Annotated in this window: 15 protein-coding genes and 1 pseudogene; 11 read left to right on the top strand and 5 right to left on the bottom strand. The window is 68.2% G+C overall.

The features are described from left to right. Positions 1 to 221: 221 nt before the first annotated feature. The gene (locus tag MLE27_RS10635) at positions 222 to 986 is read right to left on the bottom strand and encodes a hypothetical protein (RefSeq protein WP_243312052.1); all 765 of its coding nucleotides are present in this window, start codon (positions 984 to 986) and stop codon (positions 222 to 224) included. A gap of 45 nt (positions 987 to 1,031) precedes the next feature. On the opposite strand from MLE27_RS10635, the gene hgcA reads away from it, so the two are divergent. From hgcA to MLE27_RS10620, 3 genes are read left to right on the top strand one after another with little or no spacing between them, the layout of a single operon-like run. After that, a complete protein-coding gene (gene hgcA / locus MLE27_RS10630) occupies positions 1,032 to 2,264 on the top strand; it encodes a mercury methylation corrinoid protein HgcA (protein ID WP_279355781.1) in 1,233 nt (410 codons plus the stop codon). Continuing rightward, positions 2,261 to 2,566, top strand: a complete 306-nt coding sequence (hgcB, locus tag MLE27_RS10625) for a mercury methylation ferredoxin HgcB (protein ID WP_243312050.1) — start codon at positions 2,261 to 2,263, stop codon at positions 2,564 to 2,566. Before hgcA ends, hgcB begins: the two co-directional genes overlap by 4 nt. A gap of 52 nt (positions 2,567 to 2,618) precedes the next feature. Next, on the top strand, positions 2,619 to 4,889 hold the full coding sequence (locus MLE27_RS10620) for a lytic transglycosylase domain-containing protein (RefSeq protein ID WP_243312049.1): 2,271 nt from the start codon (positions 2,619 to 2,621) through the stop codon (positions 4,887 to 4,889). Here the strand turns inward: MLE27_RS10620 and MLE27_RS10615 are convergent. Further along, entirely contained in the window at positions 4,883 to 6,046 is a 1,164-nt protein-coding gene (locus MLE27_RS10615) for a DNA polymerase IV (RefSeq protein ID WP_243312048.1), read from the bottom strand. The genes MLE27_RS10620 and MLE27_RS10615 overlap by 7 nt on opposite strands. An 83-nt stretch (positions 6,047 to 6,129) precedes the next feature. Here MLE27_RS10615 and MLE27_RS10610 point away from each other — a divergent pair, with 83 nt between their 5' ends. Together MLE27_RS10610 and MLE27_RS10605 are read left to right on the top strand one after the other, a co-directional pair. After that, complete coding sequence (locus tag MLE27_RS10610; protein ID WP_243312047.1) at positions 6,130 to 6,996, top strand: NAD(P)-dependent oxidoreductase; 867 nt, start codon at positions 6,130 to 6,132, stop codon at positions 6,994 to 6,996. Between the two features lie 197 nt (positions 6,997 to 7,193). Beyond that, positions 7,194 to 7,769 (top strand): flavin reductase family protein, encoded by a 576-nt coding sequence (locus MLE27_RS10605; protein WP_243312046.1) that lies wholly within the window; start codon positions 7,194 to 7,196, stop codon positions 7,767 to 7,769. 70 nt (positions 7,770 to 7,839) lie between these two features. Here the strand turns inward: MLE27_RS10605 and MLE27_RS10600 are convergent, their stop codons facing one another. Beyond that, positions 7,840 to 8,292, bottom strand: a complete 453-nt coding sequence (locus MLE27_RS10600; RefSeq protein ID WP_243312045.1) for a DsrE/DsrF/DrsH-like family protein — start codon at positions 8,290 to 8,292, stop codon at positions 7,840 to 7,842. A gap of 122 nt (positions 8,293 to 8,414) precedes the next feature. Continuing rightward, positions 8,415 to 10,499, bottom strand: a complete 2,085-nt coding sequence (locus MLE27_RS10595; protein ID WP_243312044.1) for a molybdopterin-dependent oxidoreductase — start codon at positions 10,497 to 10,499, stop codon at positions 8,415 to 8,417. A gap of 458 nt (positions 10,500 to 10,957) precedes the next feature. Here MLE27_RS10595 and MLE27_RS10590 point away from each other — a divergent pair, with 458 nt between their 5' ends. From MLE27_RS10590 to MLE27_RS10565, 6 genes and pseudogenes are all read left to right on the top strand, one after another. After that, positions 10,958 to 11,479 (top strand): 4Fe-4S dicluster domain-containing protein, encoded by a 522-nt coding sequence (locus tag MLE27_RS10590; protein ID WP_243312043.1) that lies wholly within the window; start codon positions 10,958 to 10,960, stop codon positions 11,477 to 11,479. A 72-nt stretch (positions 11,480 to 11,551) separates the two neighbouring features. Beyond that, a pseudogene (locus tag MLE27_RS18175) lies at positions 11,552 to 13,255 on the top strand (sulfite exporter TauE/SafE family protein). Positions 13,256 to 13,503: 248 nt separating this feature from the next. Next, positions 13,504 to 16,749 carry a PAS domain S-box protein gene (locus MLE27_RS10580; RefSeq protein ID WP_243312042.1) on the top strand — a complete coding sequence of 1,082 codons (3,246 nt, stop codon included), beginning with the start codon at positions 13,504 to 13,506 and terminating at the stop codon, positions 16,747 to 16,749. Between the two features lie 142 nt (positions 16,750 to 16,891). After that, positions 16,892 to 20,128 carry a bifunctional diguanylate cyclase/phosphodiesterase gene (locus MLE27_RS10575; protein ID WP_243312041.1) on the top strand — a complete coding sequence of 1,079 codons (3,237 nt, stop codon included), beginning with the start codon at positions 16,892 to 16,894 and terminating at the stop codon, positions 20,126 to 20,128. A 194-nt stretch (positions 20,129 to 20,322) separates the two neighbouring features. Beyond that, on the top strand, positions 20,323 to 20,724 hold the full coding sequence (locus MLE27_RS10570) for a response regulator (RefSeq protein ID WP_243312040.1): 402 nt from the start codon (positions 20,323 to 20,325) through the stop codon (positions 20,722 to 20,724). Positions 20,725 to 20,874: 150 nt separating this feature from the next. Then, entirely contained in the window at positions 20,875 to 22,035 is a 1,161-nt protein-coding gene (locus tag MLE27_RS10565) for an NAD(P)/FAD-dependent oxidoreductase (RefSeq protein ID WP_243312039.1), read from the top strand. A gap of 12 nt (positions 22,036 to 22,047) precedes the next feature. On the opposite strand, the gene MLE27_RS10560 is transcribed toward MLE27_RS10565, so the two are convergent. Next, positions 22,048 to 24,675: a PEP/pyruvate-binding domain-containing protein gene (locus MLE27_RS10560; protein ID WP_243312038.1), complete on the bottom strand. Its 2,628-nt coding sequence runs from the start codon at positions 24,673 to 24,675 to the stop codon at positions 22,048 to 22,050. Positions 24,676 to 24,678: the final 3 nt, after the last annotated feature.

The raw sequence follows: 24,678 nt of genomic DNA, 5'->3' as shown, positions 1-24,678 counted from the left end.
CGAGGCCGCCGGGCAGCACTGTGGGGGGTATAGAGATCGTTCAGGCTCCGGTCCTGCCCCCTGGGCGCCGCGGACCGTCCGCTGTATTTGAAGAACATCAGACGGTCCGCGGCGCCCAGGGGCCAGGGACGGACCCAGCGCGGCAGAGGTCAGCGCCTGGGCCTGCATGGATCCAGCACGTTTGAGGGGGCGCAGCTTCCGGGCGGAGCCGCACCGGAGGGCTACATCTCCAGCAGGTGGGAGCGGGCCAGGGCCAGCACCTCGTCGTAGCTGCGGCGGGCCTTGAGGGCCAGGGCCAGGTCCAGCCCCAGGCGCATCTTGTGGGCGGTGTCCAGCAGGATGTCCCGGGCCTGGGCCTCCAGCCTGCGGCGGATGTAGGGTTCCTCCAGGCCGTCGATGCACAGGCGCAGGGCGTCCGCCATGAAGGGGAAGGGCATGCCCGGCAGAAAGACCTGCAGGCCAGTCCTGGCGTCGCGCCGGGCCCAGAGCGTGAACACCAGCAGCTTGAGCACCAGCTCCTCGGGGCGGGTGGTGTGGGAGACGTCGGGGAACACGGCCATGTCCAGCTTGCCCGCCCGCATGGTCTCGATGAGGTTCTGGGCCTGCTCCATGAGCTGCGTCTCCTGCGAGACGGGCAGCCCGAACCCCCCGGAGAGCGTTATCAGGGTCTTGCGCGGATTCTCGCCCGAGGCGATGGCGCAGGCGGCCTGGCGCATGGCCCTGAATTTGCGGCGGAAGTCGCGCAACAGCACCTGCGACTTGTTGCGGGCCATGCGCTCCATCAGGGCCTCGTCCATGTTGGAGGTGGCCGCGCCCAGCAGCAGGCGCGTGTAGGGCTCGGCCGCGTACTGCAACTCGTCGGAGAGGGCCTGCGGGCCGCGCTTGGTGTCGGCCAGGCGTTTGACGGAGAGCCAGTAAGCCGCGTACCCTGCGGGAGCGATGGTGACGAGGTCCAGCGAGGACTGCGTGTTGCTGGAATCAGACATGCGCCCACTGTGCAGAATCAAGCCCCTGGAGGCAAGCGTCCGGTTATGATCGATCCGTTCCAGAAAAATAAATCCGCCTGCTGACCGCCCAAGAATCCGGCGGTCCAGCCGGAACCCATACCCTGCTCAAGCATTGGCCCGGAATGTTCCGCGCCGCCCCTGAGCGATGTGCGCTCGTGCGGCCCTGAGACCTGCGGTTCCGGGGCGGCCTCGACGGAGGGGGCGGGGCAGGGCGAGCTGCCTGGCTACAGGCGCTGGCACTTCGTCTCCGGCTTCCTGGAGACCCCCATCGGCCCTGTCCCCGTGGTCAAGACCAGCCTGGAGCGCCCCGACCGCATCGGCGCGGCCCTGGTGCGCCTGGGCGTGGGGCGCGGGCGCTACCGCGTGGCCCCCGGGCTCTACGCCGTGGGCGCGCCCGGCCCGGAGAGCCCGGTGCTGGTCACCGCCAACTACAAATTGAGCTTCGACTCCCTGCGCAAGGAGCTTGCTGGCCTGAACGCCTGGATCCTGGTGCTGGACACGGCAGGGGTGAACGTCTGGTGCGCGGCGGGCAAGAAGACCTTCGGCACCATGGAGCTGGCCCGGCGCGTGGCCGCCTGCGGGCTCACGGAGGTGGTCACCCACCGCAGGCTGGTGGTGCCCCAGTTGGGCGCGCCCGGCGTGGCCGCCCACGAGGTCAAGCGGCTGTGCGGCTTCCGGGTTGTGTTCGGCCCGGTGCGCGCGGCGGACATCCCCGCCTTCCTGCAAGCCGGGATGAAGGCCACCCCGGCCATGCGCCGGGTGGAGTTCCCCGCCCTGGACCGTGTGGCCGTGGGCCTGGTGGAGTTCGCCAACGAGCGGCGCACCATGCTCTGGGTGGCCCTGGCGCTGTTTGCGCTGGCCGGTGCCGGGGAGGGGGTGTTCTCGCTCAAGCGTGCCTGGCTCGGGCTCTGGACGGGCTTCGCGGCCTACATGCTGGGCTTCGTGGGGGGCAACGTGCTCTGCCCCCTGGCCCTGCCCTGGCTGCCGGGGCGCTCCTTCGCGCTCAAGGGGGCCGTGGCCGGGCTGGCGGCCGGAGCGGGCGCGTGGGCCTTCGCCCCCAATCCCCTGGCCGGCGTGGGGCTCTGGCTGGGGGCGGTGGCCGCGGCCTCCTGGTACGGCATGAATTTCACCGGATCGAGCACCTACACCTCGCCCACGGGCGTGGAGAAGGAGATGCGCGCCGCCATACCCGTGCAGGCCGCCGCCCTGGCCGTGGCGCTGGTGTTGTGGCGGCTCGGCGTGGGAGGAGTCTCATGAGCGGATGTTGCAGATACATTCCCGGAGTGGTGACCCTGCGCATGGACCCGCACCGCTGCGGCGGCTGCGGCATGTGCGCCCAGGTCTGCCCGCACGGAGTCTTCGTGGTGGAAGGGGGAACCGCGCGCATCGCGGACCGCGACGCCTGCATGGAGTGCGGGGCCTGCGCGCTCAACTGCTCCTCCGGGGCCATCGAGGTGGAGCAGGGCGTGGGCTGCGCCCGGGCCATCATCCACGGCTGGATCACCGGCGGGCCGCCATCCTGCGACTGCGGCGGGGACGGCGGCTCCACCTGCTGCTGATCCGTCCGGGTTTTGCTTTGCCCGCCGGGGCGAAGGCGGCTAGAACGGGATCATGACGCACGCCATGCTCGCGGCCCTTCTGGCCGCGCTCCTGTCGGTCTTAGGCGGCCCCGCGCTGGCCCAGAAGCCCCAGGCCCCCAAGCCCGCCGTTCAGAAGAACCAGGCCGCGCCATCCCCGGCGCAGGATTTCCCCATGCCGCGCCCGCTCTCCCAGGGCCTGCCCAGGGCCAGGGAGAGGCTGGCCGCGCTGGCCGCCGCGCCCCACACCCCGGAGACGGTCTTCGCGGCGGGCGTGCTCCAGGCCGCCGGGCGCCAGTGGGCCGAGGCGGCCCTGAGCCTTGCCCCCGTGGCGGAGCGGCAATCGCCGCTCACGGCCTGGGCGCGCTTCTATCGCGGCTTCGCCCGCTACCGGCTGGGCGACTTCCGCGCCGCCCTGGCCGACTTCGACACCATCGACCCCGCCGATCCCGCCCTGGGCCAGGAGGCCCTGCTGCTCCAGGGCTACTGCCTGGAGGCGCTGAACGACCCCCAGGCCGCCGGGCGTTACCGCCGCTTCCTGGACGCCGGTGACAACCCCCTGCGCGCCGCGGCCCTGCTGCGCCTGGGCGCGCTGGCGGCTCAGGCCGGGGACAACGCCGCCGCCGAGGCCGCCCTGGCCGAACTGCTGCGCACCCTGCCCTGGACCGCCTCGGCGGAGAAGGGCGAACCGCTGGCCCGCGAGTTGCGCGCCAAGGGGCTCATCGCCTTCGACCCCGACGACCCCTCCGAGATGTACCACCGGGCCGACCTGCTGCTGAACAGGAGCATGGCGGCCAAGGCCCGTCCTCTCATCAGCGCCCTGTCGGCTTTGCCCGCGGTCCAGCCGGGGCGGGCGCTCTACCTGGAAGCCAAGTCCGCCTACATCCGGCGCGACACCGCTGCCGCCGTGCAGCTCTACGAGGATGCTGCCCGAGCCGCCACGGACCCGCTGCTCGCGCTCTGGGCCCAGTACCACCAGGCCAGGGCCATGTGGCGTTTCTCGGGGCCGGACGACGCCGCGCGCATGGAGGATTTGCTGCAGGACGTGCTGGTGCGCGGGGCCAAATTGCCCGGTTCCGGCGAACTGCTGGAGACCTCCCGGCGGCTGCTTCTGCTGCTCCGCCTGGAGCGCGGCCGCTTCCCCGAGGCCCTGGAGGCCGCCCTGCAACTGGAGGCCCAGGCCCCGGCGGGCTCGTCCCAGGCCCGCACCCAGGCCAGGGAGCAGGCCGTCTGGCTCGCCGGGCTGATCCGCTTCGCCCTGGCCGACTATCAAGGTGCGGCTAAAGGCCTGGAGGCCTTCGCGGCCGAATACCCCGATTCCGATTTCGCCCCGGCCGCCGCCTACTGGCGGGCGCGCGCCGCCCAGGCCGCGGGGAACGCCGAAACTGCCCGGCAGGGCCTGGCGCGCGTGCTCGAGCGCTGGCCCAACGGCTATTACGGCATGCTGGCCAGGGAACGGCTGGCCGGGACGAGCGGGGCGGCGCGGCCCGATACGGAGCAGGGGAGCCAGGCCGAGGCAGCGCCCGGCGCCGCGAGCGATCAGCCAGAGGCGAAAGCGGGTATGGGCCTGTGCGCGCCGGACTTCGGGCTGCAGGATTCGGGAGCGGTTCAAGGCCTCGCTCGGGCCGAGGCTCTGCTGGCCGCGCAACTGCCGGAACTGGCCGAGCGCGAGCTTGGGGCGCTCAACGCCGCAAGCCCTCAGGACGCCGCCCTGGCCCTGCGCTACGCCCGCCTGGCCTCGGAGCAGGGCAACCACGGCAACGCGGTGCGCGCCCTGGGCCGCGCACTCGGCCCCTGCCTGGCCAGGGGCACGCCCGAGGAGCTGCGCCCCCTGCGCGACATCTTCTATCCCAGCCGCTACGCCGGGATCGTGGACGCCCAACTGGCCGGAACCGGCGTTGACCCGGCGATCATCCGGGGCCTGATCCGCCAGGAGAGCTTCTTCGAGCCGGATGCCGTGTCCGGCGCGGGGGCGGTGGGGCTCATGCAGGTGCTGCCCTCCACGGCCGCCAGCCTTGCGGCCAAGAACGGCGAGCGCACCCCCGGCGCGGAGAGCCTCAAGGACCCGGCCGTGAACATCCGCTTCGGCGTGCGCTACTTCCTGGAGCGCTACAACGAATACGGCGGCAACCTGCCGCTCACGCTCTCCAGCTACAACGCCGGGCGGGTGAAGGTGGGGGTCTGGCGGGAGTTCCTGGGCGGGCTGGACCGGGAGCTGTTCACGGAGTTCATCCCCTACACCGAGACGCGCGACTACGTGAAGCGCATCCTGGGCAACCAGGCCATGTACCGCCTGCTCTACTGATCGCCCTCGAACAGCTTGCCCCGCTTGATGAGCGAGCGCCCGTGCCGGTCGCGGATGGAGTCCACGGCCTTGTCCAGGCGCTTGAGGCGCTCGCGGTTTTCGTCCGGCATGAGGCTCAGCTGGGCCGAGCCGCCCCCGAAGTTGGAGACGCCCACCCCGATGAGCCGGATTCTTTTGCGGCGTTCTGTCTGGTCCAGCAGGTCGCAGGCGGTGCGGAAGATCTCCAGGTCGGTGTCGATGGGCTCGGCCAGGGTGCGGCTGCGGGTGATATGCTTGAAATCCTCGAACTTGAGCTTGAGCGTCACGGTGCGCCCTTGCAGCCCGTGCTTGCGCAGATCCCGCCCGACGCGTTCGGACTGCCTGAGCAGCCAGCGCTTCAGCTCCTCCTCGTCGCTTACGTCCTTGGCGAAGGTGTTCTCCGCGCTGGAGGACTTCATCTCCGAGTGTGGCGTCAGCTCCGCCGAGCCCAGACCCTGGGCGCGCTGGTGCAGCACGCGCCCCCACTCGCCCAGGTGCTCCTCCCAGAACTGGCGGGAGTAGCGAAGCACCTCGCCGCAGGTGCGCACCCCGAGCTGCGCCAGCCGGGGCAGGGTTTTGCCGCCCACGCCGGGGATCTTGCCCACGGGGAGGTCCTGGAGGAAGGCGGCCACGTCCTCCGGCTCGATGATGGTCACGCCGCTGGGCTTGCGGAAGTCCGAGGCGATCTTGGCCAGGAACTTCACAGGCGCAACGCCCACCGAGCAGGAGAGGCCCGTGGCCTCGCGCACGCGGGCCTGCAGGGCCTCGGCCAGCTTGCGCGGCGGGCCGAACAGGGTGCGGGTGCCGGTGATGTCAACATAGGCCTCATCCACGGAGGCCTGCTCCACCAGGGGGGAGAACTCGCCCAGCACGGCCATCACCTGGCGCGACACCTCGGCGTAGCGGCTCATGCGCCCGCCCACGAAGATGCCTTGCGGGCAGAGCTTGCGGGCCTGGACCACGGGCATGGCCGAGCGCACGCCGTAGACCCGCGCCTCGTAGGAGGCCGCCGAGACCACGCCCCGGTCGCCCTTGCCCACGATGACGGGCTTGCCGCGCAGGGACGGGTCATCCAGCTGCTCCACCGAGGCGAAGAAGGCGTCCATGTCCACATGGAGGATGCGCTTTGCGGAATCCATTTCCCTTGACATCCGGGGCCGATTGGTATGCCAGGGGACGAGGCGTCCCCTTGCTTCAACCCTCTACCCCAAGGCAGGCACAAATGAAACTGCGCGTAGGATTCGCCGGTATGGGCATCATGGGCAAGCCCATGGCCTTGAACATAGCCAAGGCCGGGCACGACGTGGCCGTCTACAACCGCACCAGGCCCGCGCCCGAGAGCGTGCCGGGCCTGGAGATCGCCGAAAGCGCCGAGCAACTGGCCCGCAAGAACGACGTGCTGTTGCTGATGGTCACCGGGCCGCAGGCCCTGGACGCCTTGCTCTGGGGCGAGGGCGGCATGGCTCCGGCGCTCGGCCCGGGCAAGACCGTGGTGAACATGAGCACCGTACCGCCCGCCTACACCCAGGAGATGGCCGCACGGATCGCGGCCTGCGGGGCCGCCTTCGTGGACGCCCCGGTCTCCGGCTCCAAGCTTCCGGCCCAGCAGGGCACGCTGGTGATCCTGGCCGGGGGCGAGCGGGAGGTGGTGGAGAAGCTCGAGCCCCTGCTGCTGTGCATGGGCAAGAAGGTGGTCTACTGCGGCCCCGCCCCCCAGGGCACCATGATGAAGATGGCGGTCAACCTGCTGCTGGCAAACATGATGTGCGGGCTGGCCGAAATGCTCACCTTCGGGCGCGCGGGCGGGCTGGAGACGGACACCATGCTGAACGTGGTGCTGGGCGGCCCCATGGCCTGCGACCTGTTCCGCATCAAGGAGCCGCTTCTCAAGCAAAAGGCCTACCTGGCGCAATTCCCGCTCAAGCACATGGCCAAGGACTTGAAGTTCGTCACGGACACGGCCTTCGGCCTGCGCTGCCCTGCCCCCAGCGCCTACGCCAACCTGCAGCTCTTCAACCAGGGGCAGGCCAAGGGGCTGGACGAACTGGACTTCTCGGCCGTGATCCAGGTATTGGAGGGGATGGCCTAGCGGCCGCTCGGGAGCGCGCAGCGTCACGGGAGTCCAGAGGGACGAAGTCCCTTTGGCCGCCGGAGGCGCTCGCCTGGATCGGCGGCAGAGGCTGCCGGGGGAGGCCTCCGGCGGCCAAAGGGGCGCGCCCCTTTGGAATCCCGTATCTCCAAAGCTCCGCCAAAGTGTGCTGACATGTACCAAAAAGAGGTAATCGCATGAAAACTTCCCTGGGGGCCAAAACCCTGGCCATCCCCACTCCGGCCTGGATCGTCTCCGCCTACGACGCCGCTGGCAAGCCCACCGGCGCCACCATCGCCTGGGGCGGCATCTGCTGCTCCAAGCCGCCCTGCGTGGCCATCTCGTTGCGCGCCGCCACCTACACCCACGGCTGCGTCATGGCCGCCAAGGCCTTCTGCGTGAACATCCCCCGCCAGACCCAGGCGGTGCAGACCGACTACTTCGGCATGGCCACGGGCCGCGACACGGACAAGTTCGCCGCCGCCGGGCTCACCCCCGTGAAGAGCGACCTGGTGGGCGCCCCCTACATCGCGGAATACCCCGTGGTGCTGGAGTGCAGGCTGGCCCACGTGGTGGAGCTGGGGCTGCACACCCAGTTCGTGGGCGAGATCGTGGACGTGAAGGCCGACAAGGACGTGCTCGACGTGGAAGGCAAGATCGACATCACCAACATGGGCACCGTGCTCTACGCCACCGGCTCGCGGGACTACTGGGGCCTGGGCGAGCGCCTGGGGGCCGGTTTCAGCATCGGCTCGGCCTACATGAAGAAGTAAGGCTTTCGCCCCATGAACCGAAAACGGCCGGGGCCGGTCCCAACGGGGGGCCGCCCCGGCCTCTGCCGTCTTACGTGAACATGTTGATCCCGCACTTCCCCGCCAGTTTCAAATACTGCTCCGCGTTCATGATCTCCACGCCCTCCAGCAGGTCGCTTTCGGGAATCTTCATCATGTCCAGGGTCATGCGGCAGGCGTAGGTCTTCACGCCCTCCAGCTGGGCCATTTCGAAGATCTCCTCCACGCTCGGGATGTTGGCCTCGGCGATCTGCTTCTCCATCATGCTGGTGGCCAGGTCCGGCATGCCCGGGATAGCGCCCAGGAACCCGTGCGGATAGAACTTCAGCTTGGCCATGAAGCCCTTGCGCACCACGTTGATGCCCATGAAGGTGTAGAACAGGCTCACCTCGTGCCCCAGCCGCCTGGCGTTGAGCCCCAGCACCAGCGACGGGTAGACGCCGTCCAGGGTGCCCTTGGAGCAGATGAAGGTGCAGCACATCTTCTCGTCGCATTTGGCTTCCATACGGATCTCCTTCCGGGGCGTGCGCCCCGCGCTGAATAAAAGAGCCCCTCCCGGCCAGGCCGGGAGGGGCTCCATGACTGCATGGGGGAGTTCCCCCTCCGGTTCCGGCCGGGCGCGCCTGGCTAGGCCTTGCGCACCGTGACGAAGAACTCCTGCATGGCCAGGCCGCCGCCGGGGGCGGACTCCACTTCGAGACCGCCGGGCATGAGGGCGTTGTCGCTCACGCCGCGCCCGCGCGCCCGGGACTCCACGGGCAGGTCGTGCCCGAAGCCGTGCACCATGAAGGCCGCCTCGGGGTGGATGAACTCGGTGACGAAGGCCTTGATATTGCCGCCCCGGCCCGCGGAGGTGATGCTCACGGTGTCGCCGTCCTTGATGCCGAGGGCCTTGGCCCGCGCGGTGTTGATCCAGAGCACGTTCTCGGGGAACTGCTCATTGAGCAGCGGGTTGTTCACGGTGTGGCCCTGGGTGTGGGTGCCCACGCGGCCGAAGGCGATGCGGAACTGGTCCTCCCCGGCGGGGGCCGCGGGGGATTCGTAGGGCTTGAGCGAATCGTACCCGGCGTTCTCCCACTTCTCGCTGCGCATTTCGATCTTGCCGGAGGGGGTGGTGAACTTGAGGTCCTCAACGGCCAGGTAGCGCGGCTCGGAGGCCAGGCCCACGAAGCCCTTCTTGGAGAGGTCCTCCACGCTCACGCCCGTGTCCTGCAGCTGGTAGGCCCAGATGTCCTCGATGGACTTGAAGGCGAAGCCCTCGGCGCCCAGGCGCTGGGCCAGCCCGCAGAGGATCTCCCAGTCGGCCTTGGTCTCGAAGCGGGGCTGCACGGCCCTCTGGCGGTAGAAGAACTGCGGCTTGAGCCCGCCCTTCTGCGCGATGATGGACTCGCGCGAGAGGTAGGGGGAGAGCGGCAGCACCACGTCGGAATACCAGGCCGTGTCGGACCAGGTGAAGGTGACGCTCACCAGCAGGTCCAGCTTGTCCCAGATGCGGCGGATGGCGTCGGGGTCGGGCATGGCCATGAGCGGGTCGTGGCGCATGGCGATGTAGGCCGTGACGGGGTAGGGGTCGCCGCTGTCGATGGCCTCGAAGGCCTTGTGCAGCAGGCCCGGCCCGGCGTCGTGCGCGGGCAGGCGCCAACCCACGCCGTCGGCGCGCTTCTCCTCCGGCTTGGGGAAGAGGTCCACGAGCTTCTTGATGCCCTTGCGGCCCACGTCCTTGGGGGTGCTGGCCAGGGGCAGGCCGCCCTTGGCGCCGATGGAGCCCAGCAGGGCGTTGATGATGTAGGCCGTGCGGCTGACGTAGAAGGAGTCCTTGAAGCGGGCGGTCATCCAGCCCGGGTGCCAGATCACGGCCGGGGCGGCCTTGGCCAGATCCTTCACCAGGGCGGTGATGGCCCGCTCCTCCACGCCGCACTCCCTGGCGGCCCAGGCCGGGGAGTAGGGCTCCACGAAGGTGCGCAGGCGGTCGAGGTCCTTGATCCAGAGCTCGGCGTAGTGCTTGTCGTAGAGGCCCTTGTGCAGCAGTTCGTGGATGACGGCCAGGTTGAAGGCGTAGTCCGTGCCGGGGCGGATCATGAAGAAGTTGTCCGCCTTGCTGGCGGTGACCGTGGCGCGGATGTCGATGCAGGTCAGCTCGCAGCCCTTGTCGATGCCGTCGAGCACGGAGTTGACCTCGGCCACGTTGATGGCCTCGAAGATGTTGCGGGTCTGCAGCACGATGTGCTTGGCGTTGGAGTAGTCGTACACCAGCTCGGTGCGGGGCAGGCCCGTGACGGAGCGGCTGGCGTGCTGCACGTTGCGCGCGCAGGAGACGTCGTGGTTGCAGTAGTTGGGCGAGCCGATGGCGCGCATGAAGCCCTGGTGCAGGTCCACGAAGGGGCCGCCCCGGTCGGAGAAGAGCACGGTGCGGGGGCCGTGCTGCTCCATGAGCCCCTTGAGCTTCTCAGCCACGTAGTCGAAGGCTTCGTCCCAGCTGACCCTGGCCCACTTGCCTTCACCGCGCGCACCCTGGCGGATCATGGGGTGCTGGGGCCGTTCGGCGTCGGCCTCCAGGGCCGGGCCGGCGGCGCCCCTGGCGCAGAGCGCACCTTTGAGAGGTGAATGCGGATTGCCTTGAATGAAGCGGATTTCACCGTCTTCGACGTCCACCATGATCGGGCAGCGCACAGTGCACATGCCGCAGACGCTGAAGACTTCCTTCTTGGACATGGACCCCTCCTGACTGATTCGCCCTGGACACTCCACTGGCCGCCCAAAACGGGCGGTGTTCCCTGGCATCTACTTTGGGCGATCCGTAGCAGTTCCGAAAATGCATGACAAGACAGCATGGAGATTGAGATAAAATTAACGTAGGTTGCCCCGAATAAGGAAATTCCCTATGGGAGTTGCAAGGCGATGTGCACCGGGCAAGCATACCTGGCTGGTTCCTTGACGTGGTTGCGGCACCCGCGCATTCGTGAGAAACGTCTGTAACGCCCGCCAGAACGGGCTACTAAGCCGATGCTACAGATTTGCCAGATGGCGAAGCGCTGTGAGGCGCATCTTTTTTATGGGAAGTGTGGAGACGATCATTTATTGAAAATTGCAATGGATGTTTGCGGAATGTATGCCCCTGATTGATCGGGCACGTTCCGCCTGACGGCCGCCCGGGCCACGGAGGGAAAATCATGAGTCTGTACTACATCAAAACCAACGCCAAACGCTGCATCAGCTGCAAGGCCTGCGAGGTGCACTGCAAGGCCAAGAACCGGGTGCCCATCGGCGCGCGGCTGGGGCAGCTGGTGAGCGTGGGCCCGGTGAAGAAGGGCGGCAAGCCCAAGATCATGAGCCTGTTCATGCCCTGCTTCCATTGCGAGGAGCCCTGGTGCGTCTCCGCATGCCCCACAGGCGCCATGACCCGTCGCGACAAGGACGGCATCGTCTACGTGCAGTCCACCCTGTGCGTGGGCTGCAAGGCCTGCATCATCGCCTGCCCCTGGAACGTACCGCAGTGGGACGAAGCCACGGGCAAGGCCATCAAGTGCGACTTCTGCCGCGACCGGATCGACCAGGGCAAGAACCCGGCCTGCGTCACCGCCTGCACCGCGCACGCCCTCGAGTTCGTGCGCCCCAACGAGGCCTCGCGCGACATCCGCGCCTCCTGGGGCATGAAACTGCTCAAGCATCAATTGGAAGAACCCGGTCTGTAGCCGGCCCTGTGGTGGGGGCGGATTTTCGCCGGACGGTTAGGACAACACGACGGATCGAAGGAGTTTATTGCCATGTCGAGAAAACGTGGAATCATCTCGGCCGTGATGCTCTGCCTTGTGCTGGCATCGTACTATGTGCCCTTTGGCCAGGCGCAGGACACCCCCAGCCAGCCTGCGGCCCAGGCTCCGGCGGCTGCGCCGGCTGCGGCCCCTGCTGCGGCCCCGGCTGGCGCCGCGGGTGAGCTGACCATCGCGGTGGACAAGACCGCCCTCTCCAATGGCGGCGAGATCACCGTGAGCGGCAAGACCCAGCCCGGCAAGCCCGTGTACCTCGAGGTGGAGAACGACGCCGACGTGCGCGCCGTGTTCTTCGACGACAAGCCGAACAAGGACGGCGTCCGCCCCTACAAGCTCTACCTCTCCGAGCATATTCCCGCTTTCTACCAGATCTACACCCCGGCCTCCACCAAGGAGGTCTTCGACAAGTTCAAGGCCCAGGGCGGCAAGTTCGCCTACTCCGACGCCATCAAGGAACTCGGCGCGGACATCGCCTACAACGCTCCCGCAGGCGTGGCCATCGACGCCTACCAGACCAGCCTGACCGCCTCCATCATCGGTTCGCGCGGCGACAAGCTCCCCTCCCTGGACCCCCAGGAGAACCGCCGCCGCTCCATGCAGCTGATGAAGGCCCGCTTCCGCAGCCCCGGCAAGCTGCTCTCCCCCACGGTTCAGGTGCAGCCTGACGGCTCCTACACCTGCAAGGTCAAGATCGCCGACGGCAGCGCCCCCGGCAAGTACGTGATCACCGCCTATTCGGACAAGAGCCTCAAGTCCAAGCCGGTCACCGTCGAGAACAACATCAGCTTCCCGGTCATGTACATGGCCGGTGCGGGCACCAGCCTCAACGTGTTCTGGCCCTTCCTGCTCACCCTGGGCATCGGCGTGTTCGGCGTGCTCATGGGCGCGGGCGGCGGCTTCCTGCTCAACCCGATCCTGCTCTCCGTCTGGCCCGCGCTGCCCCACACCATCGTGGCCGGCACCGTGACGCCCACCGTGCTCTTCTCCCAGGCTTCGGGCATCTACAACTACTCCAAGATCAAGTTCATCAGTTGGAAGCTGGGCACCATCATGGGCCTGGCCATGGCAGCGGGCGGCTTCATCGGCCCCAAGATGACGGAGCTCATCACGCTCGACCAGTTCAAGTTCGTGTTCGGCATCATCCTGCTGATCCTGGGCGCCCTGATGTTCTGGCAGACCACCCCCGGGTACCTGGCCAAGAACAAGAAGGAACAGGCCATCCTCAAGGAATTCAAGCGCCGGGCGGAAGAATCCGCCGCCGGCAAGAAAGCCTAGCCCAACCTAGGATCAAGGAGCATTTCCATGCATATCATCGTCGAATTCTGGGGCCAGGAGTTCAAGGTCAACATCGTCATCGGCTGCATCGGCGCCTTCATCCTGGCCATCGTGGCCTCCATGTTCGGCTTCGGCGGCGGCCCCTTCATGGTGCCCCTGATGACCGTGGTGCTGGGCCTGCCCATGTACCTGGTGGTGGGCAGCTCGCTGCTGGCCATCCTGTTCAACACCCTCATGAGCTCGATGCGCCACTACCAGTTCGGCAACTTCGACCTCACCTTCTTCCTCATCATGTTCCCGGCGGCCATTCTGGCCGGCTTCATCGCCCCGCAGATCGCCAAGCGCGTCAGCCCCCTGTGGGTCAAGCGCATCGCGGTGGTGGGCCTGGCGCTGCTGGGCCTCTCCCTGCTGGGCCTGTTCTAGCAGCTCAAGACCGTGATTTCCCCGGGGCGTCGCAGCCCCGGGGAGCATCCCACGCCCCGGGGCCAACGCGGCCCCGGGGCTTTTGTTTCGCCTGAACGCCGGGCCGCGGCATGCGGCGAAGGGGTGCGCGGGATCCTCATCTCCTTGGAATTGTTTTTGCCTTGGGTGATTTACAGGCCGAGGTACATGCTGTTAGCATGCCATACCGGGCCGGAGGCTTCAGTTGCTCCGGCTGGTCAAAGGCGAGCATGAAGAAGTTCACGTCCCTTCTGCCCCCTCTCCTGCTATTTTGCGCCATAGGTGCCGGTATCGTCCTGCAACTGCGCGCCCAACTGCGAAACGACCGCGAGATGGCCTTATCCTCTTTGCAGGGGGTTTGCGCCGTTCGCGCCCAATCCCTCGAGAAGGCCCTGACGCAGCTGGCCCAGGCTTCCCAGGGGCTGGCCGACATCACCAGCCTGAACATGCCCGTCGAGCGGCACCTGGCGGAGCTTGGCTCCCACCTGTCGGGGGTGTTCCCCGCCGCCGGGGCGGTGGGGCTCGCGCCTGGCGGCGTGCTGGCCCTGGTGCAGCCTCCCCACGGCCTGGAGTGCCTTCTCGGGATGGATCTCCTGATGGACCAGCGCCTGGGGCCCGCCGCGCAACAGGCCGTTCGAGAAGGGCACGGACGCGTGGCCGGGCCTTTCAGTCTCTGCGGCGGGGCGCCGCGCATGCTGGGCCTGGCCCCGGTGGAGGACGACGCCGGCAAGACGGTCCGGGGGCTTGCGATGTCGGCGCAGACCCTGCCGAACCTTCTGGCCCAGTCAGGCCTCGATTCCCTGGAGGATGGGCTCTCCTACCGCCTGGAGCAGGCCCTGTCCGGACCGGAGGCGGCCCCGCCGCTGGCAGGGGAGCCTCTCCCTTTCGAGCCCGGGGCCGCGGCCCTGACGGTCTCGATGGACATATCCGCCCCGGGGCTGCATCTGCGACTGAACATGCGCGACGCACGGCCCCTGCCGGGCCTGGAAGCCCACGCGGGCTTCGCCCTGGCCGGGCTGGCCGTGGCCTTCGGGAGCGGGCTGCTCCTCTATCTGCTCATGCTCCAGCCCCTGCGCATGCGCGCCCTGGCGGAAAAGCGCAGGCAGGTGCTGCTGCGGGTCTCGCGCAGCCTGTCCGCGGAGGTGCGCGCGGGCAGGAAGGCCCTGGCGGCCTTGCAGGAGGAGGCGGAGTTCTCCCGGGGAATGTTCGAGAACAACCCGGCCGTGAAAATGCTCATCGACCCGGCCACGCTGCGCGTCGTCGACGTCAACCCCGCCGCGCTGGCCTTCTACGGCTTCGACAAGGCCGCGTTTCTGGGCAAAACCGTCTCCGATTTCAGCATGACCCCCACGGAGGAGATCGCCCGCCGCATGCGCTCCGAGGTGGCCCGGGAGAGCCGGAACCACCAGGCCAGGCACGTCCTGGCCTCCGGCGAGATCCGTGACGTGGACATCTACGCCGGCCCCTTGCAGCGCGGGGGCGTGACGCTGCTGCAGTCCATCGTGCTCGACGTCTCACGCCGGGAGGCCGCCCTGCGCGAGCTGCGCAGGAGCAGGGCCCGCATTGACTCCGTGTTCAACACCGTGGACTGCGGCCTGGTGGAGGTGGACGCCGGCGGCCGGTTCATTCTCTCCAACAAGGCCTGCGCCGAACTGCTCGGCATGACTCCGGCGGAGCTGCGCAGCATCACCTGCTACGACATCATCCTCCCCGAGGACAGGCCCGCCCTGCGCGCCCTGCATGACGACCTGCTTGGCGGCAAATCCGAGCGGGTCTGCGTGCAGCAGCGCTTCATCCGCGGAGACGGCACCATGTTCTGGGGCAACATATGCGCCAGCGCCCTGCACGACCCCGACGGCGGCGTCGGCAGCGTGGTCGCCGCCTTGACCGATGTGACGCCGTTGCTCACGGCCGTGCGGCAGGCCCAGGAGGCCAGCGAGGCCAAAGGCCGCTTTCTGGCGGGCGTCAGCCACGAACTGCGCTCCCCGCTCAACGCCGTGATGGGCCTGACCGAGCTGACCCTGCGCACCCCCCTGGCTCCGGTCCAGCGCTCCAACCTGGAGAAGTCCCTGGAGGCGGGCAAGGTGCTGCTCTCGGTCATCAGCGACATTCTGGATTACTCCGGCATGGAGTCCGGCGCGCTGAACCTGGCCAGCGACCCCTTCGAGCCCGCCTCGGTGCTGCGCGAGCTGCGGGAGGCCTACGAGGAGGAGGCCGTGTCCAAAGGCCTCGGATTCAGGGCGGACATCACCGGCCCGGGCGCGGAGCTCTCCCTGGTGGGCGACGCCCTGCACTTGCGAAAGCTGCTTGCCTGCCTGACGGACAACGCCCTGAAGTTCACGGAGCGGGGCGAGGTCGAACTGCGCATGGAGCTCGAAGCTCCCGAGGATGGCCACGCGGTTCTGACCTGCACCGTGCGGGATACGGGCATCGGCATGGACCCGGCCATGGCCGGGCAGCTCATGGAGCCCTTCACCCAAGCCGACACCGGGCTGACCAGGCGCTACGACGGGACCGGCCTGGGCCTGGCCATCGCCGGGCGCCTGGCCTCCCGCATGGGCGGCGCGCTCTCGATGCGGACCGAACCGGGCGCGGGCACGACCGTGATGGTGCGTTTCACGCTCCCCGTGGCCGGCTCGGCCGCCGGGGGGGCGGACCACCCGCCGGGCGCGGGCAAAGGGGCGGAGCTCCAGGACATCAAGGGCCTGGCCCGAGGCATGGAGGGCGCCACGGTGCTGGTGGTCGAGGACAAGGAGCTCAGCCGCCACGCCGTGGCCGAGATGCTGCGCCTCGGGGGGCTGACCGCGGTGGAGGCGGAGAGCGGGCAGGAAGCCCTGAACGTCGCCGCGCAGCGGGATTTCGACGCGGTGCTTCTGGATATCGTGATGCCGGGCATGGACGGCTTCGAGGTGCTGCGCGCACTCAAGCAGCGGGAGACGGCCGGGGGGCGGGCCATCCCCGTTGTGGCGCTCACCGGCATGGCCAGTCCGCAGGACAGGCGGCGCTGCATGGAGGCGGGCATGGCCGGTTACCTCTGCAAGCCGGTGAGCGCGGCCGCGCTCTACGCCGCGCTGCGCCCGCTGCTTGCGGGAGAGGGGCTTCAGGCCGGGGCGGCGGTGCTGAACAGGGAGAAGGCCCTGACCATGCTCATGGGCAACACCGGGCTCTATGCCAGGCTTCTGGGCGGTTTCGCGCGGGAGTACTCCCATACCGGGGCCGATCTGGCCGGAATGATGGAACGGGGCAGGCTGGAGGAGGCCCGCGCCCTGGTGCACTCCATCAAGGGCCTCTCCGCGAACCTGGGCGGCGAGAGGCTGCACGCCAGCTCGCGCGGGCTGGAGGAGGCGCTGGCCGGGGCGTTTGACGGCGCGGCCTGTCCGGGGGCCGAGAGCCTGCTGGTCGATTTCGAGGCCGAGCTGGCCGCATTCCTGAAAGCGGCGGGAGAGACCGCAGACGAGCTCTCCAGAACGGCCTGAGTCCGCAAATTCACCAACATGGCATAGTCCATCGGCCGATACTCAGGGCACCCCGCGGGCAGTGGCGCGCCAGGGGCAAGTTGTGTATGGTTCCTGGGCGAACGCGGTCCGCTCCTGTGGCGCGGGGTTGTTTGGGGGGCTGGTGGAAGGTGCGCATCGTTTCCTGATGATCGACGGCGACGGCGGGGCGGCCCGGTCCTTGTTGGGCGAGCTGGAAGGCTGTGGCCTGCCCGTCGAATCCCTGCTGATCGAAAGCCTCGCCGCGCTGGACCGGGCGGTAGAGCATTTCGGGGCTGACGTGGCCGTCTGCAATGGCGACCTTCCCGGGCTCGACATGATCGAGTGCGCCAGGCGTCTGGTCAGGCAGTGCCCTTATACCCTTCTGGTCGCCGTCCTGGATGACCGGCGCAAATCCCTGAGCCTTCAACTGGAAGCCCTGGCTTCGCCGGCGGGCGTGCTTGTCACTGACCGCGCACACCTGGTGGCCGCGTTACGCCGCCGGCTGGAGGGCGTTCCCCCGCGCTGCTCCACGCAGCAGGGCCGGAAGCTTCTGCGTGAAGACCGAAGCTGGTTCGAGCAGCTTTCGGCGAACTCGCCCCGGGGAATCGCCGTCACCGACAACGCCGGCGTGGTGCTGGAGGTCAACAGGGGCTTCGAGCGGCTTTTCGGCCACACCCAGGCCGGGCTGCAAGGGCGGCCGCTCCTCGATGTGGTGGTGCCCCCCGAGTTCAAGGGCCAGTCGCGCGACATGCTGCGCAAGGCCCACCTGCTGGGCGTGGCGCATTGCGAATCCCAGCGGGTGCGCAGCGACGGTGCCCGGCTGCACATGCAGGTGCTGGCCTTCCCCATAGTGGCCGGGGGGTGCAGCGCCGGGATGTTCTGGGTCTACAACGACATCACGGACCGCAAGCAGGCCGAGGACGCGCTGGTGCTCGCCGAGCGGCGTTACCGGGGCATATTCGAGAACGCGGTCATGGGGATATTCCGGGCGACGCCGGACCTGCGTTTGACCATGGCCAACCAGGCCATGGCGGGCATCTTCGGGTTCGACTCGCCGAATGAGCTCCTGGTCGACCGGGGGCCGTACTCCGGAGTGTTGACCGACTGCGACGGCTGCGCGCAACTCGTGGAGATGCTGGCCCGCTGGGGCCATGTGCCGGGGTTCGTCATGCGTTCCCACCGGCGAGACGGCAGGCTGATCTGGGTGGCGGTGAGCGCCCGCCTGGTGGCCGGCCAGGACGAGGGCGAAATGCTGGTGGAGGGTACGGTGGAGAACGTGACAGCCCGGAAATCGGCCGAGGAGCGTCTGCGCCAGGCCGAGGAGAAGTACCGGGCCATATTCGAGAACGCGCAGGAGGGCATCTTCCAGCGCAGCACGGACGGGCGCTTCGTGGCCGCCAACCCGGCCCTGGCCAAGATATTCGGTTACCCCTCGCCGCAGGAGCTCATGAACAGCCTGCACGAGGGCGCGCTTTACGTGGTGAAGGGCAGGGGAGGGGAATTCCAGGACGCCTTGGCCGAGGACGGCCGGGTGCGGAGTTTCGAATCCAGGGCCTTCACCCGGGACGGGCGCGTGATCTGGATCAGCGAGCAGGCCCGGGCCGTGCGCGACGAGTCCGGCAGGGTGCGGCTTTACGAAGGCACGGTGGTGGACATCACCGAGCGCAAACAGGCCGAGGAAAGGCTGCGCCGGGCCGAATCCAAGTACCGCTCCATCTTCGAGAACTCGGTGGAGGGCATCTACCAGGCGGCGGCCGATGGCATGCTGCTGGCCTGCAACCCGGCCCTGTCGCGCATTCTGGGCTATGACAGCCCCGAGGATCTGCTCGCGGAGCAGCCCCACCTCAAGGACAGCTTCTTCGTCAACCCGGCCCAGCGCGTGGAGTTCGTGCGCCGCCTGTCCTCCGAAGGCCAGGTGACCAGCTTCGAAAGACAGGTCCGCCGCAAGGACGGGGCGGAGGTCTGGCTCTCGGAGAGCACCTGGAGCGTCCCGGGGGAAAGGGGGGCCGTGGCCTGCTATGAGGGCCTCGTCCAGGACGTCACCGCGCGCAAGAGCGCCGAATCCCAACTGCGCCACCAGGCCTTCCACGACGCCCTGACCGGCCTGCCCAACCGGGTCCTGTTCATGGACCGCCTGGAGTGGGCCATCCACCGCACGCGCCGCAAGTACAGCTATCGCTTCGCCGTGTTCTTCCTGGACCTGGACCGCTTCAAGGTCATCAACGACAGCCTGGGCCACCAGGCCGGGGATCAGCTCCTCGTGGAGGTGGCCTGCAGGATCAAGGCCGCGCTCAGACCCATGGACACCGTGGCCCGCTTCGGCGGCGACGAGTTCGCCATCCTGGTGGACGACATCTCCGGCACCCTGGACGCCACGCACATCCTCTCCCGCCTGCAGTTCGAGCTCTCCAAACCCATCTACGTGCAGGGGCGCAAGGTGTTCACCTCCGCCAGCATCGGCGTGGTGCTCAAGACCTGGACCTACGACAAGCCCGAGCACGTCGTGCGCGACGCGGACATCGCCATGTACCGGGCCAAGGCCCTGGGCAAGGCCCGCTACGAAATTTTCGACGCCACCATGCACCAGGCCGCCACATCGCTGCTCCAACTGGAGACGGACCTGCGCGCCGCCGTGGAGCGCGACGAGCTTCGCCTGCACTACCAGCCCATCGTGGGCATCCCCGACGGCGACGTGCAGGGCTTCGAGGCCCTGGTGCGCTGGCAGCACCCCACCCGGGGGCTGATCCCCCCGGCGGACTTCATCCCCGTGGCCGAGGAGACGGGGCTCATCGTGCCCATCGGCAGTTGGGTGCTGCGCACCGCCTGCGTGCAACTGGCCAAGTGGCAGAACCTCAAGCGCATGCAGCCCCCCCTTTCCATGAGCGTGAACATCTCGGCCAAGCAGTTCCTGAACCTGGAGCTCGTGGGCGAGATCCGCAGCGTCCTGGAGGATACGGGCATCCCCCCCGAGTCCCTGCGCCTCGAGATCACCGAGAGCAGGGCCATGGAGAACGCCGAGTTCACCGTGCGCATGCTCACCCTGCTCAAGGGCCTCGGGGTCAAGATCAGCATCGACGATTTCGGCACGGGCTACTCCTCACTGGCCTACCTGCACCGCTTCCCCCTGGACAGCCTCAAGATCGACCGCAGCTTCGTGGGCAAGATGGGCGACGGGAGCGAGAACCTGGAGATCGTTGCAGCCATCGTGCACCTGGCCCACAACCTGGGGCTGGAGGTGGTGGCCGAAGGCGTCGAGCAGCACGGCCAGCTCGACGACCTGCACGGCCTGAGCTGCCAGTACGGCCAGGGCTTCCTGTTTTCCAAACCCCTCCCCGGCGAGGACGCCGAGAAACTGCTCCTGACGCGCCTGCTGCCATGATCCGGGCAGGCCTGCCCTGAAGAATCCGGGCGGGATCGGCGGCGTGCATGCCCTCAGTATTGTTGGATTCAAGCGCCAGCCCGCAAACAAGCTCCGGCATGGCCGAGTTCCGCCAGCCTTGACATGGACCGCGCGCCGACTATAAACGAGACGCATCCGCTTGAAATTGCACACCGTCAAAACTGGAGACGCTGATGCGCGTACTCATCGTCGATGACGATTTCTACAGCAGGAGCTTCCTGGAATACATCCTCCACCCCTATGCCGCCTGCGACGTGGCCGAAAACGGGGAGGAGGCGGTGATGGCCTTCCAGCGCGCCCTCAAGGAGAAGAAGCCCTACGAGCTCGTCTGCATGGACCTGCGCATGCCCGAGATCGACGGGGCCACGGCCATGCGCGAGATCCGCGGCATGGAGCGCGACTTCGGCGTGGACGACGCCCGCAGGGCGCGCATCATCATCACCTCCGTCCTGGAGGACGCCGAGGATACGCACAACGCCATGTTCCTGGGCGACGCCACCGCCTTCCTGCAAAAGCCCATCGAGGAGAAAGCCCTCCTGGCGGAGCTGCGCCGCCTGGGCCTCATCAGCGACTGAGCCGTAACCGCTCCGCCGGCCGCCTCCCTTTTTCGAGCCCCCGACCTTGACCGGCCGGGGGCTTCCGTTTTGCCCCCGCCCATGCCTCACTGAGGGGGCCGGGCCACGCCCGCGCTTGCCTTCGGGCTTGCTTTGCAGCATGTAGGGAGCATGGGCAAAAATCTCCTCCTCGTGGGCGGCGGGCACGCCCACCTGACCGTGCTGGCCAACCTGCGCGCCTACCAGGAGGCCGGGCACCACGTCACGCTGGTGACTCCCGCCGACTACCACTACTATTCCGGCATGGGCCCGGGGATGCTCTCCGGCTTCTACAAGCCCTCCGAGTGCCGTTTCAACGTGCGGGCCATGGCCGAGCGCGGCGGGGGCACCTTCATCCGCGGCAGGATGACCTCCATCGACCCGCGCGAGGGCGTGGTCCACCTGGATAACGGCATGGCCGTGGGCTACGACGTCTGCTCCTTCAACACCGGCTCCCTGCCGCCGCCCAAGATGGCGGGCATCGGCGGGCACCCCGGCGTGTTCGCGGTGAAGCCCATCGAGAACCTGCTGCGGGCCAAGCTCAGGCTGGAGGAGGTTCTGGCCACGGGGCGCTCCCCCAAGGTGCTGGTGATCGGGGGCGGCCCGGCCGGGGTGGAGCTGGCGGGCAACGCCTGCGAGCTGATCCGCTGCGGCTGCTCGGTGGATTCCGAGGCCGACCCGGACGTGGCCCCCGACGTGGCGGTCGTCCCGGGGCGGGGGCTGCTGCCGCGCTTCCCGGAGAAGGTGCGCAGCCTGGCCTACCGCTCCCTGGCGCGCCGGGGCATCAAGATCTTCGACGGGCACACCGCCTCCCGCCTGGGCGACGGCGTGGCCTACCTCAGCGGGGATCTGCACGTGCCCTGGGACGTGGCCTTCCTGGCTTACGGTGTCTCGCCCCAGCCGGACCTCTCCCGCTTCGGCGTGGCCACCGGCCCCAAGGGCGGCATCCTGGTGAACCAGTACCTGCGCAGCGTGAGCCACCCCAACATTCTGGGCGGGGGCGACTGCATCAGCTTCGCGCCCGGGGAGCTTGCGAAGGTGGGGGTCTACCCGGTGCGCCAGAACCCGGTGCTGCACCACAACCTGCTGGCCACGCTCAACGAGGATGTGCTCGAGCCCTTCACCAACACGGAGGGCGGGTACTTGTTGATTCTCAACTGCGGCGGCGGCAGGGGCATCCTGCACAAGGGCTTTTTGACCTACGAGGGCCAGACGGCCTTCTGGCTCAAGGACAGGATCGACCGGGCCTTCATGAAGCGTTTCCAGGTCAGCGGGGAGTTGGAGGAGGAATAGGAGGGAGCCGGCTTACGCCTCCTCCCGCATCACCTCGCGCATGTGCTTCTCGCCGGCCTCGCGCAGCAGACCGTCGATATCTTCCGTGAACTTGCGCCGGTACTGGGCCACCAGCGTCTCGTTGGTCATCACCATGTCCATCTGGCGGGTGTGCATCAGCAGGTAGCCGATAAGGCGCAGCCTATCGAGCATCAAGTCCTTCGGGCCTTTGGCGTAGATGGCCCGCATCTCGTCGCCTTGCAGCTCCACGCGGAAGCTGTACTCCTCCAGCAGGTCGCCGATGAAGCGCGCCCGCCGGGTGCGGCGCTGGGTCTCGGCCGCGCCGCCCTTGAACTGGAAGCTCACGTAGTTCTCGTTCTCGCGGTCGTCCACCAGAGCCTCCACGGTGCAGAAGTGGTAGCCGAAGCGCGAGCTCAAGCACATGTAATGCTTCGAGATCATGAAATAGTTGCCCTGGGCGTACTCGTCGCCCACCTGGGCCACGTTGGTGTTCACGGTGGAGTGCGCCACGATGTGCAAGAGGCCCTTGCCGTCCACCGGCGGCGGGCCCTGCCAGGGGATGGCGATGAAGCCGTCCCACAGGGAGTGCACGGGCTCGCAGGCGATCTCCTCCATGGTGACGTACTTGCCCTTGATGTCGTGCACGAAGCCGTCGTCCAGGTTCACGAAGAACCACTTCATGGGCACGCGGTACTTGAGCTGCTTGGAGGCCCGCTTGGAGAAGTGGAAATCCTGCCCGAAGCGGAACATCTCCGTGACGGACTTCTCGTGGCAGAAGCGGGTGATGTCGTGCAGGGTGCGGCAGTGCTCCGGGGCGAATTCCGGGGCGCTGGGGTCCAGCAGGTTGAGCGGGGCGATCACGTCCAGCACGTCGCGCAGGATGGCGTGCATGGGCGAATGAGCCGCAGCGTCCTGCTCCACGGGCCTGGCCAGGGCCAGCAGCCCCTCCACACGGCCGGGGTAGACGGCCAGGCCGTCGGCGTCCACGGTGACCTCCCCCTTGCCCGAGAGCGCGGCCACAGCCCCCTCCAGGCCCATGAGCGCGGGCACGCCGAACTCGCGCGCCACGTTGGCCAGGTGCCCGGCGGAGCTGCCGCGCTCGGTGATGACGGCCGAGGCCTTGCCAAGGAGCGTGGCCCAGCGCGGGGCCGCCTCGGCGGAGAGCAGCACGCCTCCGGGCGGGAAGGTGAGCATGTCCAGGTCGCGGCTGACGCGGTGGATGGGCCCGGCGGCCACGCCCGGGCTGCCGGTGACGCCCCCCGCGAGCAGCGGCTTGCCGAACTGGCCCTCGGGGCGCACCACCCCGCTGGATTCCATCTGGCGCAGCGGCCTGCACTGCAACAGGAAGATTTCGCGGGCCTCGTCCATGGCCCATTCGATGTCCAGGGGCTCGCCGTATGTCTCGTCCAGGCGGATGGCGATGCTGGCCAGGCGCATGGCCTCCTCGTCGGTGAGGCTGGGCTCCTCGGCCAGGGCGCCGCCTTCCTCCTGGCGGCAGACGCCGGCGAGGGGGTCGCAGAAGAAGATGCGGTCCTTGTGGGAGATCTGGCTGGTGACCAGCTTGGGCGGGTTGCCGCGCCTGGCCACGAACAGGTCGGAGGAGACGGCCCCGTCGACCACGGTCTTGGCCAGGCCCCAGGCCGAGTGGATGAAGACCTCGTCGTCGCGGATGGCCAGGGGGTTGCGCGAATAGGCCACGCCCCCGCTGCGCGCGTGGACCATGGCCATGCAGCCCACGCACATGGCCACGTCCTGGTCGGGGATGCCCTTGGCCAGGCGGTAGGTCACGGCCTGGGGGCTGTACTTGCTGGCCACGATCTCCTTGTAGGTGATGAGCAGGTCCTCCGGGGCCACGTTGAGCACGCTGCGGAACTGCCCCGCGAAGGACTGGCCCAGGGCGTCCTCGCCCAGGGCGCTGGAACGCAGGGACACGCGCACCCCGGGGTGGGTCTTGCCCTCGAGCTCGCTGTAGCCCACGAGGATGGCCTCGGCCACGTCCACGGGCAGCTCGGCCGTGACGATCATCTGCTGGATCTGGGAGCACAGCGGCAGGAGCGTGCTGTGATCGTCTGCGCCCACGGCCTGGATCAGGCGGTTGATCTCGTCCTGGAGGCCGGTGTCCTCCATGAAGCGGGTGTAGGCCAGGGAGGTGATGGCGAACCCGGCAGGCACGGGCAGATCGAGCCGGGTCATGATGTCGCCCAGGTTGGCCATCTTGGAGCCCACCTGGTCGGACATCTCGCGGCCCACCTTCTCCAGCGGGAGCAGCAGTTCGGTGGCCACGGTCTGGGGCTGGCGGGCCAGGATGGCGGTTATCTGGGCCTGGAGGTCCTTCAGGCGTTCGAACAGGGCGTCGTACTTGCCCGGGGCGATCTCGGAGAGGTGCTTGACGATGCGGAACACGTTCACCGAGGCCGCCGTGGCCTGGGAGCGCACGAAGGCCATGCCGAACACGAACTGGCCGCGCATGGCCTGCTCCATCTCGGACATGATGGCCAGGGTCTTCTTGTTCGCCGTGAGCAGCAGGCGGAAATTGTGATAGCGCTTCTTGAACTCGGCCAGAATCTCCTCGTCCCCGAGCCGCTGGTGCGACTCCTGGCCGAAGATGTCGGAGAAAAGGGCCTTCAGGCGGGTGAACACGTG

Source organism: Fundidesulfovibrio agrisoli (genome assembly GCF_022808715.1).
In the GTDB taxonomy this organism is placed as follows: Bacteria; Desulfobacterota; Desulfovibrionia; order Desulfovibrionales; family Desulfovibrionaceae; genus Fundidesulfovibrio; species Fundidesulfovibrio agrisoli.
This window is presented reverse-complemented; position numbering and strand designations above follow the sequence as displayed.

Bases quoted from the DNA above. Each gene is read 5' to 3' on its own strand.
- MLE27_RS10600 (WP_243312045.1), bottom strand. From the start codon at position 8,292: ATGGAAGCCAAATGCGACGAGAAGATGTGCTGCACCTTCATCTGCTCC.
- MLE27_RS10590 (WP_243312043.1), top strand. From the start codon at position 10,958: ATGAGTCTGTACTACATCAAAACCAACGCCAAACGCTGCATCAGCTGC.
- MLE27_RS10565 (WP_243312039.1), top strand. From the start codon at position 20,875: ATGGGCAAAAATCTCCTCCTCGTGGGCGGCGGGCACGCCCACCTGACC.
- MLE27_RS10615 (WP_243312048.1), bottom strand. From the start codon at position 6,046: ATGGATTCCGCAAAGCGCATCCTCCATGTGGACATGGACGCCTTCTTC.
- MLE27_RS10620 (WP_243312049.1), top strand. From the start codon at position 2,619: ATGACGCACGCCATGCTCGCGGCCCTTCTGGCCGCGCTCCTGTCGGTC.
- hgcB (WP_243312050.1), top strand. From the start codon at position 2,261: ATGAGCGGATGTTGCAGATACATTCCCGGAGTGGTGACCCTGCGCATG.
- MLE27_RS10580 (WP_243312042.1), top strand. From the start codon at position 13,504: ATGAAGAAGTTCACGTCCCTTCTGCCCCCTCTCCTGCTATTTTGCGCC.
- MLE27_RS10570 (WP_243312040.1), top strand. From the start codon at position 20,323: ATGCGCGTACTCATCGTCGATGACGATTTCTACAGCAGGAGCTTCCTG.
- MLE27_RS10595 (WP_243312044.1), bottom strand. From the start codon at position 10,499: ATGTCCAAGAAGGAAGTCTTCAGCGTCTGCGGCATGTGCACTGTGCGC.
- MLE27_RS10605 (WP_243312046.1), top strand. From the start codon at position 7,194: ATGAAAACTTCCCTGGGGGCCAAAACCCTGGCCATCCCCACTCCGGCC.
- MLE27_RS10635 (WP_243312052.1), bottom strand. From the start codon at position 986: ATGTCTGATTCCAGCAACACGCAGTCCTCGCTGGACCTCGTCACCATC.
- MLE27_RS10610 (WP_243312047.1), top strand. From the start codon at position 6,130: ATGAAACTGCGCGTAGGATTCGCCGGTATGGGCATCATGGGCAAGCCC.